The organism is Endozoicomonas sp. ONNA1 (genome assembly GCF_024606325.1).
Lineage (GTDB): Bacteria > Pseudomonadota > Gammaproteobacteria > Pseudomonadales > Endozoicomonadaceae > Endozoicomonas_A.
Genome location: NZ_JAHHPN010000533.1, coordinates 1 through 10,684 on the forward strand (window position 1 = coordinate 1; position 10,684 = coordinate 10,684).

At 48.2% G+C, this 10,684-nt stretch carries 7 protein-coding genes; 1 reads left to right on the forward strand and 6 read right to left on the reverse strand.

All coding sequences use genetic code 11. From position 1 onward, the window contains the following. Positions 1 to 321: 321 nt before the first annotated feature. From KDK19_RS12220 to KDK19_RS12245, 6 genes are all read right to left on the reverse strand, one after another. On the reverse strand, positions 322 to 1,644 hold the full coding sequence (locus KDK19_RS12220; RefSeq protein WP_257279725.1) for a hypothetical protein: 1,323 nt from the start codon (positions 1,642 to 1,644) through the stop codon (positions 322 to 324). Between the two features lie 271 nt (positions 1,645 to 1,915). Further along, the gene (gene gcvA, locus KDK19_RS12225; protein ID WP_257292070.1) at positions 1,916 to 2,911 is read right to left on the reverse strand and encodes a transcriptional regulator GcvA; all 996 of its coding nucleotides are present in this window, start codon (positions 2,909 to 2,911) and stop codon (positions 1,916 to 1,918) included. A 71-nt stretch (positions 2,912 to 2,982) separates the two neighbouring features. Further along, positions 2,983 to 4,479 (reverse strand): CoA-acylating methylmalonate-semialdehyde dehydrogenase, encoded by a 1,497-nt coding sequence (locus KDK19_RS12230; RefSeq protein WP_257292071.1) that lies wholly within the window; start codon positions 4,477 to 4,479, stop codon positions 2,983 to 2,985. 67 nt (positions 4,480 to 4,546) lie between these two features. After that, positions 4,547 to 5,707, reverse strand: a complete 1,161-nt coding sequence (locus tag KDK19_RS12235) for an iron-containing alcohol dehydrogenase (RefSeq protein ID WP_257292072.1) — start codon at positions 5,705 to 5,707, stop codon at positions 4,547 to 4,549. Between the two features lie 60 nt (positions 5,708 to 5,767). Then, positions 5,768 to 7,351, reverse strand: a complete 1,584-nt coding sequence (locus tag KDK19_RS12240) for a BCCT family transporter (protein ID WP_257292073.1) — start codon at positions 7,349 to 7,351, stop codon at positions 5,768 to 5,770. Beyond that, positions 7,351 to 7,506 (reverse strand): hypothetical protein, encoded by a 156-nt coding sequence (locus tag KDK19_RS12245; protein WP_257292074.1) that lies wholly within the window; start codon positions 7,504 to 7,506, stop codon positions 7,351 to 7,353. The genes KDK19_RS12240 and KDK19_RS12245 overlap by 1 nt, the downstream gene beginning before the upstream one ends. A 405-nt stretch (positions 7,507 to 7,911) precedes the next feature. On the opposite strand from KDK19_RS12245, the gene KDK19_RS12250 reads away from it, so the two are divergent. After that, positions 7,912 to 10,422 (forward strand): CoA transferase, encoded by a 2,511-nt coding sequence (locus tag KDK19_RS12250; protein WP_257292075.1) that lies wholly within the window; start codon positions 7,912 to 7,914, stop codon positions 10,420 to 10,422. Positions 10,423 to 10,684 lie beyond the last annotated feature (262 nt).

Sequence of the window (10,684 nt, forward strand, 5' to 3'; positions counted from 1 at the left end):
CTCAATTTCTTGCAATCCTCGCTACGGACGCTTAAGTCCGACAGGCTGCTAGGCTACAAACTTGTTTCTCCTGCAAGTCAGGGGATGACCAAAAAGTTCAAACCCCACACATAACGAGTGAACAATGGACAATTCTATTCATATTTGTTGCATCACTGACCATCGCAATTACTGGCCCAGGCATAATACTCACAATATCCAACGCAGTTAACTATGGGATTTCTGGAGCAGTATGCTCCGCACACATCGAAGCAGCTCTGTCAATATCAATACCCACTTGACTGACTTATTGGAAAAAAACGTGCCCGTGAGAGTGCACCTCTAACGGGGCGGAGGCTCATGCCTCCATGTTCCGTCTCTACCATAATGCAACTGCTTAATTTGTTGTAAACCGAGCAGATTTTCAACTCTGAAGTCAAGTGGCTGCCTATTTTCAAAAGCGTTTATCCATTCTAAACCGGATAAACCGGTAAAAAGCTTTTCACCTCTATCCAAAGCCTTTTGATCCATAATTATATATCCAATGTCGTTTCCAAATATGCTGCATTTGTTTAAATCTAAAGAACCTGCCATTTCTTTATAACTATCAAATGCCTCACCACTTGAAAGATATTCATAAAGTGAGTCAGCTGATTTCAGTAAGTAATCAGAGTTAAAACGCTGCATTTTTTCGCAATAGAATCCTTCATGCAAAAAATAATTGATATGACGAGCAATTCTAGAAGGGACATGATCACTATGAAAAGAATTAACAAACCTAAATCTATTAGAAACCACACTGCCCAGCCTGAAACCATTTGCTGCTATTTGATACAGAGGTCTACGTATGAATGTATTATCAATATCTGAATATATTATGCTTTTTCCTTTCATTAATTCTAGCCTTTTTATATATTCAAACTTAGATTCTTCTTTTGCTTTATTTTTTACTGCACTTAAAACAAAAGGAAATTCTTTACATATTACACAACGAACGTCATCGATCAGCTGTGAACTATTGGTTTCGAGACAATATTTACAGTCACTAAGAAAATCAAGATCTTTCTCTAGACTGAGCATTATTATATTTTCATGCTTTTTAAATAAAGTCCTCATCTTTATCAATTCAGACTCCTGCATATCTCTTTCAAGATATACAATAAACACAGGCACATCCCATTGTTTTAATTTTTCAGCTTGCTCTTCAATTCGCCTAACATAGTTTAAACCTTTAATATGCTCTGGGTTATTACTACCATCAAAGATTCCTGTGCCATATTTAGCCCACCATGTATGAAATACAGGCCCGGGAGGTACTATTCTTAAATTCAAACTTTCAACTTGTTCCCAAGTGTCTATCCCTGAAAACTTAAGCGAGTCTATCATTGTTTGATAGGATACTACATCAACATCTAAATCAGACTGAGTACACAAAAGTTGATCAACTATTTTTTTATGTAAAGGAGAACTATGCACCCTTTCAACAGAATATTCCTCTATCTTTTTTCTTGCCCCCAATGTTTTTGGCTTTAATTCATCATCACTTTTAACGAGAAGGTTTTTACTGGAAGGATCTATTGTCACAGGAGAATATGCAGTTCCATCTACCGTTTGAGACGATGCCATAGTTGACACAGTTAATATTGGTTTGATAGATGAATCCATGCTTTAACCCTTCCTTGATAAAGATACATACATACTTGGAGCCAAATTCTTCTAGAAAAGTTCATAACAGCATCGACAGGCCCACTAACCTCCCCCTCAACAGCCTAATCTAATGACGCAGCCTTCCCAACCAGCTTGAGCTTCCAAAGCTCCTGGATGGCTACATTGTAGAGCTCACAGTAAAACCGCAAAGCATGACCCGGGGCTTGGGCCTGCTTTAAGGAAATAGCCAAGGTGCGCTTGCGCTGTAAGCACTGGGAGACAGGGTCAATCAATCTACACTATCAACCACCTTCGTATCTTCATTTAACTGGCTCTTTGATGACGACACTTTGCTGCTACGACTATTTTCCAAAAGCCAGCTCCTGAACATTTCTGCCTTGGGGTGCAGGTACTGACGGGCAGGAGCAGTGAGATAGAATCCCTCAGAAGTCCTGACTCTCTGCGGCAATGGCGCCACCAGCTCACCACTGGCCAACATTCCTGCGACAAGTGACGTCCGGCCCAGTGCAAAACCCTGACCATACTTCGCCATTTCCAGTGCTGTAATCAGGGTATCAAACTGCATGCCTGAAGAGTTTTCGTGGAATTCACAACCCAGCTGCTTGAACCAGTACCCCCAGCCTTCTTCATAACCAATGACATGCAACAGGGTATGACCTGATAGCTGTTCCGGACAATCGGGCAGTGGCAGCCCTCTGGCCAAGACCGGACTGCAAACAGGAAAGAGCTCGTCCTCTGTTAAACAATCAGACTTAAGACCCGGCCAGTCGCCCCGTCCATAACGTATTTCAAGGTCTGCTTCCCTGTCCTTGTCCTCCGCCCAGATATTACTGGTAAAACGTATGCCGATCTCAGGAAACTCTTCTCTGAAACGGCCCATTCTAGGAGCCAGCCAGGTCGTAAAAAAGACCAGATTCACCCTGACAGTCAGCAATCTGTCCCTGCCCTGACCAAACAGCTCTTCCGTAGCCACGGCCAGCGAGCTGACTGCTTCATGAACAGCGGGAAGATAAGCCATACCGGCTTCCGTCAATTCCAGCCCGCGGGGAAGCCTCTTGAACAGGGCTACTCCAAGCTGAGACTCAAGACCTTTGACCTGCTGGCTGACCGCAGCCTGGGTAAGATTCAATTCATTGGCTGCATGGGTAAAGCTGAGCAGTCGGGCAGACGCCTCAAAGGAGCGCAGCCAGTTCAGTGGGGGTAGTCGCTTCTTCACTGTAATAATCACTGCAGGGCGAGAGCCTGCAGTATTATTCCCAAACATCCGAAAGACAGTTCATTTTTTGTAACAAACCTGTAATCAAACTGATTCCGGGGCTATTACCTCAACTCTGCTTACTTCATGGTGGGCATCGAAAACTGTACACTTTCCCGGACACCCGCTGAAGGCCAGCGCTGGGTAATGGTCTTGCGACGTGTATAAAAACGCACCGCATCCGGACCATAAGCATGGAGATCACCAAACAGTGAGCGCTTCCAGCCACCAAAGCTATGATAGGCCACTGGCACTGGCAAAGGCACATTGATACCCACCATTCCTACCCTGATGTGATCGGAGAAATAACGAGCGGCCTCCCCATCCCGGGTAAAGATGCAGGTACCATTACCGTATTCATGACGATCAATCAGATCCATGGCTTCCTGCATACTGTTGACTCGGACAACCTGCAGGACGGGGCCAAAGATTTCGTTCTGATAGCTGGTCATTTCTGGCGTTACCCTGTCAATAAGTGTACCACCGACAAAGTAACCTTCCTGATAGCCGCAGACATCGGGCTGGCGACCATCAACCACGATCTCGGCTCCCTGCTCTTCGGCACTGTCAATGAAACCGACTACTTTTTCCTGATGCTGTCGGGTAATGACCGGTCCAAAATCATTTGAGCTGTCGTTGTATGCACCCACTTTCAGGGACTGCATGGCTTCTGTCAGCTTGCCTACCAACTGGTCGGCCGCTTCATCACCCACAGCAACGGCTACAGACAATGCCATGCAGCGCTCGCCGGAGGAACCAAAAGCTGCTCCCAGCAGCTGATTAACAGCATTGTCCATATCGGCATCCGGCATTACGATCGCATGGTTCTTGGCACCACCCAATGCCTGGCATCTTTTGCCATTAGCTGTCGCTGTCGTGTAGATAGTCTCAGCGACGGGGGTAGATCCAACAAAGCTGATAGCCTGGACTCTTTCATCATGTAGCAGTGTATCCACAGCTTCCTTGTCACCATTGACAACATTCATGACACCTGCAGGCAGACCGGCTTCTTGCAGCAGTTGAGCCACGAACAGGGTTGAACCTGGTACCCGCTCGGAAGGCTTCAAAACAAAGGTATTGCCGCAGACAATGGCCATCGGGTACATCCAAAGTGGCACCATGACCGGAAAGTTGAAGGGAGTGATCCCGGCAACAACCCCCAGAGGCTGAAACTCACTCCAGGAATCAATGCCAGGTCCGGCATTGCGACTGTGCTCTCCCTTTAACAGCTCTGGCGCACCGCAAGCATATTCAACATTTTCAATACCGCGTTGCAGCTCCCCCATGGCATCGTGGGAGATCTTGCCATGCTCCTGACCGATCAATTCACAGATACGTTCGGCATTCTGCTCGAGGAGTTCCTTGAACCGGAACATGATGCGGGCACGCTTTATCGGAGGCGTGTTTCTCCAGGCAGGGAAAGCTGCTTCTGCGGCGGCAACCGCCTCTTCTACTCTAGCTTTGGAAGCCAGAGCAACCTGCTTTTCAGCCTGTCCGGTTGCCGGGTTATAAACCGCCTGATGACGTATATCATCATTGACTTCACTACCATTGATCAAGTGGCCAATCGTGTTCATTTTTTCACTCTCTTGTTATTATCAGAAATGGTTTTCTTGGCTCGCGACTGTCTTGTTTGGTTTTGGCTTAGTCCCAGAGCTGCTGGTAAATCGTTTTAATCTCTTCTGCGTCAGGCACCCTGGGATTATTAGCCGGTGAACCGGATGCCAGAGCCTGTAATGCCATGATGTCCAGCACATCAAAAAATGCATCTTTATCAATGCCAAATTCCTGTGGACCGGGAACTGAAAGCTCGTCATTCAGAGCTTTAAGCTCGATCAGCAGCTTCTGGTTTGCTACGTCATCAGTGTCTCCCTGTTCAGCGACGCCCATAGCCCGCGCACAGTCAGCATAGCGATCAGGCGCAGCGGGAATTGAATACTTAGTCACAGCCGGCAATAGCATGGCATTGGACAAGCCGTGGGGAACATGGAAAAAAGCGCCAATAGGTCTGCTCATACCATGCACCAGAGCCACCGAAGCATTGGAAAAGGCGACACCCGCCAGAGTTGAGCCCAGCATCATGGCTTCGCGGGCTTTTTCATCCTTGCCATTGTGATAAGCAGTTCGAAGGTTCGGTGCAATCAGGCGCATGGCTTCCAGAGCCTGACTGTCACTGTATAAACTGGCTTTTTTACTGACGTAGGCCTCCATGGCGTGGGTCAGTGCATCAATACCTGTGTCTGCTGTCGTTCGGGCAGGCACACTCAAAGACAGGTTATAGTCCACCAGTGCCGCTGTCGGCATATAAGCAGCCCCGACACAGAGCATTTTTTCGTCGCAGGTTTCATCCGTGATAATGGTGACTCGAGTGGCCTCAGAGCCCGTACCGGCAGTGGTGGGTATGGCAATCACCGGCAGTCCGGGCTGATCCATGATCCTTGGGAACTTATAATCCCGCATTTCACCGCCATGGCATGACAGTACAGCTATTGCCTTGGCACTGTCGATAGGACTACCTCCACCCAGAGCGACAATACAGTCGTAGTTTTCCTGCCTGGCCATTTCAACACCCGCCCGTATGGAGCCGACGGTGGGTTCCGGTACGGTATCTGCAAAAACACTGGACTCAATGTCGTTTTTTGTCAGACAGTCCTGCAGTATCTGGACATAACCCAGCTGAACCATCATGGCATCAGTAATAATGAGAGGCCTTGTACAACTCAAACTGGCCAGTACATCAGGAAGAGCCTGGCTGGCCCCCGCCCCCACCTGCATGATGCGGGGCAAAATCACTCGTGTAGACATAACAAACCTCTTGTAATCGACTGAAATGACCGTGCAAATCTTGCTCACAGTCCATATCTATCAGGAACGTCCATCTCTTGCCATTGAGACCCCGTAACCCTCCCCACCTGGTAAAGCCTCCTCGCGCAGGGCTTTGATAAGACCATAGGTGGCAAGAAGCAGAATGATCGAGAATGGCAGTGCCGCAACGATAGAGGCTGTTTGTAAAGCCTTAAGACCACCGGCGTACAGTAGAACGGCTGCCGAGGCACCAATCACCAGGCCCCAGAACACTCTGAACCGGGCGGGCGGATTGTCACTCCCCATAGACACCAGGGTACAAATCACCAGAGTCGCCGAGTCCCCGGAGGTCACAAAATAAGTCACCAGCATGATGGTGCAGATGCTCGCCATCAGCACAGACATCAGCTCACTCTCAATTAGCAGTTTCAGAGTGGTAAACAGGGCAGTAGTGATATCTTTGTTCACAGCCTCTGTAACACCGCCGTCACCGTAAAGCTCCAGATAAAAGGCGCTGTTGCCAAATATAGTGATCCAGAAAGCTGCCAGTGTCGTAGGTGCCACAAGAACACCAAGAATAAATTCGCGAATGGTCCGGCCCTTGGAGATACGGGCAATGAACATGCTGACAAAAGGCCCCCATGCAATCCACCAGCCCCAATAGAAGATGGTCCACCATCCCTGCCATTGGGCATCTGGCTCTGGATCAACCCACAACCCCAGGGAAACGGCATTCAACAGATAGTCACCGGTATTGGTAAAGAATGCACCCAGCAGGTAGGCAGTTGGACCAAAGATAACGAACAGCCCCAAAATGACTATGGTCAGATGCATATTGAAAACACTCAGGATTCGAATGCCTTTGTTCAACCCGGTCAATACTGAAAGAGTTGCCACTACCGAAATAACTGCAATCAGGATGACCTGATGAGTGGTGGACACTTCTATGCCCAGAAGATAGCCCAACCCGGCGTTCATCTGTTGTGCACCCAGTCCCAGTGAAGTAGCTATGCCGAAAACGGTTCCGAATACTGCCAGCAGGTCAGCTGCATGACCTATAGGTCCATAAATCCTGTCGCCGAAGATGGGGTAGAGACTTGAGCGGATAGTGATGGGAAGCCCTTTACGATAGGCAAAGTAGGCCAGAATCAGACCAGTCACAGAAAACAGCCCCCAACCATGCAAACCCCAGTGAAAAATTGAGATTCTCATGGCAACCTGAGCCGCTTCTACCGTCATAGCCTCGTCTTCGCTGATAAACGGGTTGCTTTGAAAGTGGTAAATCGGTTCGGCAATACTCCAGAATAGAATGCCAATACCGATGCCAGCACCAAACAACATGGAAAACCAGGTGAAATTACTGAATTCCGGTCTGTCATCATCACTGCCCAGACGAATATCTCCATAGCGGCTGAACACCAGCCAGATAGAAAAAAACAGGAAAAAAGACATTATCCCTATGTAATACCAGCCCAGATCCGAAGCAATAAAGTTTTTTGCCGCTGAATAAATGCCATCGGCGTATTCAGGATCAGCAACGGTAAAAACAATAAATGCCAGAACCAACAATGCGGAACCAACGGCCATCACTGGATTGGCTCCCGCGAGTAAGCCAGCATACGACGTCGTATTATTATTATTCATTATGCTTTGCTCTTTTTGGGTTCACGAAGAACCATGACCGAACACTTTTCATGGTGACTGCTGGCCAGATCCGCAGCGATGGGGAGCGAGTGCTCCCAGAGGCTTTCACAGCTTCGATCCATGAGAATTAATATATTTTTATTTTTATTACTCATTTTCAACCTTCTATGTGAGGTATTTACCCTCAGGAACATCATCAAATGTGACTTGCATATCGGAGCGCGCCACCATTATCAGTGGCTGGAAAAAAAATGAGAAACAATAAAATAGATACCTGAGACCACATTATTTTTATAGCTAGACGGAGAAGGAGTTCACCTTTCAATTCGGAAATGCCCATTAAAGCTCGACATCAGCCAGTTTATTTTGAATCAACTCTCGTTTAAGTTACGGTAAGAATGGCAAGCACTTTTTCAGCAATAAAAAAAATAAGGTCTCAGGGGTGTTTTTTTTTGCTGGTCGATCGTGCCATCCATTCATACCATTTTTCAGGCATAAACGCGTGCAATGAGCGCACCGTATTTTAATAAAACGCCGCCTCTTTTTAACAGGATTACCAGATGCACAATAAGAATAAATTGCCATTGAATGGTGTCAGGGTTGTTGATTTTGGCCAGCAAATTGCCGGTCCGGCTGTTGCCATGGTGCTGGCCGATCTGGGTGCAACCGTCGTCCATGTTGATCCACCAGAAGGTCCTCAATGGGACCATCCCGCCAATGCTGTTCTAAACAGGAACAAACTCTGCCTGAGGCTTGACCTGAAAACTGAGTCTGGCTTGCTTCGGGCACTGTCACTGATTGAAAAAGCCGATATCATCATTGAGAGCTTCAGACCCGACGTTATGAAACGTCTGGGCATTGATTTTCAGCAATTGAGAGAGTCGCGCCCGGATCTGATTTCACTGTCCATTCCCGGCTTTGCCAGTAATGACCATTTGAGAAGAGAATGGAAAGCCACTGAAGCAGTTGTTGCAGCTACTGCTGGTGCCTTCACAGATATGGGATTCAACCGCATCCTGATGGGTTTGAACCCGAGCTTTTCTCCTCTTCCTCTGGCATCTTCCTATGCCACATCGCTGGCTGCCAGTTCAGTGGTTCTGGCACTTAACGCCCGAGAAAAAACCGGCAGAGGCGATCACATTGAAGTCCCTATCATTGCCGCCATGATGGAAGGCCTATCCTATAACTCTTACGTGGTCGAGGGACTGCCAGAGCGCTACAAAACAATGCGTGAGCATGAAATTGAGCATCGCAGGAGCAACAACATTTCCATGGATCTTGGTTACAAAGAGCTTCAGGAGTATTTGGACCCCTTCTACCGAACCTACAAATGCGCCGATGGCCGTATGTTCTATTGCGTATGCCCATCTCACCGTAATCATGCTCGCCGTTGCCTGGAGGCTCTGGGTATTTATGAAGAATTACTGGCTGAGGGACTTCCGGATGTTGAAGACCTGCACCTGCCCATTAGGGAGTGGGATGGTGAAACGTCCATAGGCGTCTATCCATTACCGAAGAAATGGGCTGACATCATCTCAGCAAAAATGAAGAAAGTCTTCCTGACCAGAACCTCGCAAGAGTGGGGAGAGATTTTCGGTAAAGGACAGATTCCGGGCGCTCCTCACAGAACAACCCGGGAGTGGGTGAATGATGAGCACACCAACCAGTCAGGCCTGATCGTTGAGGTGAATGACCCCGTCTATGGTCTGATGAAACAACCTGGCCCCATTGCATGGCTTGAAGAGTTTGCTGAGCAAATGGTTACTCCCAATCCGCGCAAGCATGTCAGCTACGAAGAAGCCCTTTTTGAACTGAATACAGTCACGAATGAAGATGACCAGAGTCGGTTTGCCGCTCGCAGAAAGCAGAAAGCCCCCGCTCACTGGCTGGACGGACTTCGAATTCTTGATTTGACCAATGTTATTGCCGGACCACACTCTACAGCCTTTATGGCACGCTTTGGTGCCGAAGTGATTAAGCTGGACCCGGTCACCCCTCTTTATGATCCTCTCATTGGTACTCTTTTTACCTTCCAGACCGGCGTTGGTAAACGTAGCGCTCTGGTCAACATCCTGTCTGAAGAAGGACGCGAGGTATTCAACAAACTGGTCAAGTCAGTGGATATGGTGGTTATCAATGCTCCTGAACGCCAGATGAAGCCTCTGGGTCTGGACAACGAATCTTTGCAAGCCATTAACCCGGGCGTTCTTTTCTGTCGTCTGGATTGTTTAGGCGGTCCTTTGCCCGGTCCAAAAACCAATTACATTGGTTATGACGACATCATTCAGGCCAACAGCGGCATTATGAGTCGCTTCGGTGGCCCTCAGACTCCGGAAGAACACGCCCACCTCGGCACACTGGACGTAAACTGTGGCTTCTCCGGTGGACTGGCTATGGCTGTCGCTCTCTATCACCGCGAGAAAACGGGTCAGCCTACCCGGGCAAGAACATCATTGTCTGCAGTCACCAACCTGGCACAAATTCCCTTTGCCTTTGACTATCAGGGAAGAGCTCCGTTCAACGAGCCTTCAGGTCGACAGGCTCTGGGCTATAACGCCCTGTCTCACTTCTATGAAACACAGGAAGGATGGATTTATCTGGACAGCAATGACACTGAGCTGGGCAGACTGGGTCAGGTAGAGGGTCTCGAAGGTGTAGTAACGGCTGACAATCTCTCAGATTATCTGACAGAAGCCTTTAAAACAGCCCCGGCCGTTGACTGGAAGTCCTCGCTGGACAGGGTAGATGTGGCTTCGGCCATTCCACAGGCTATTGAACATCTCAGAGAGCAATATGGACGTGTTGCCGATGGTAAAGCAGGTACCGACTTGGGTAGCTTTGCCTTTTCGATCTATCCAGAGCATCCCAGCGGTCATCAGATCACACAGATCGATCATTATTCCATTCGACCCACAGAGTCAGCTATCGTAGCCGCCACGCCTGCTGAAAGGTTTGGCCAATCAACCAGGGAAGTGTTAGCTGAAATGGGCTATGACAGTGAGTCTATTGAGTCAATGATTGAGCGTCGAATTGCAGGTACTGGCTGGGGCAAGGAGTTCCTTCCCAGCTGATCATCCATCGGCAGGTATATCCTGCCCCCTTTTCCATAAACATATCGCATTAAGCGTTTGAGACTCCTGCCAATTAGGCCGCGCCTTAAGTTATCATTCAGAGCTTTTGGCTGCGGCCATTTTTTTTGAACCACAAGGGAACACTCTCTCATAACGAGAGTTCGACGCAAAAAAGACATGGAGTCTCCAAACAAGCCATCTTTCGGATACTAGCAGCCTGTCGGACTTAAGCGTCCGTAGCGAGGATTGCAAGAAATTGAGG

Coding starts and splice junctions, on each gene's coding strand:
- KDK19_RS12220 (WP_257279725.1), bottom strand. CDS start 1,644: ATGGATTCATCTATCAAACCAATATTAACTGTGTCAACTATGGCATCG.
- gcvA (WP_257292070.1), bottom strand. CDS start 2,911: ATGTTTGGGAATAATACTGCAGGCTCTCGCCCTGCAGTGATTATTACA.
- KDK19_RS12230 (WP_257292071.1), bottom strand. CDS start 4,479: ATGAACACGATTGGCCACTTGATCAATGGTAGTGAAGTCAATGATGAT.
- KDK19_RS12235 (WP_257292072.1), bottom strand. CDS start 5,707: ATGTCTACACGAGTGATTTTGCCCCGCATCATGCAGGTGGGGGCGGGG.
- KDK19_RS12240 (WP_257292073.1), bottom strand. CDS start 7,351: ATGAATAATAATAATACGACGTCGTATGCTGGCTTACTCGCGGGAGCC.
- KDK19_RS12245 (WP_257292074.1), bottom strand. CDS start 7,506: ATGAGTAATAAAAATAAAAATATATTAATTCTCATGGATCGAAGCTGT.
- KDK19_RS12250 (WP_257292075.1), top strand. CDS start 7,912: ATGCACAATAAGAATAAATTGCCATTGAATGGTGTCAGGGTTGTTGAT.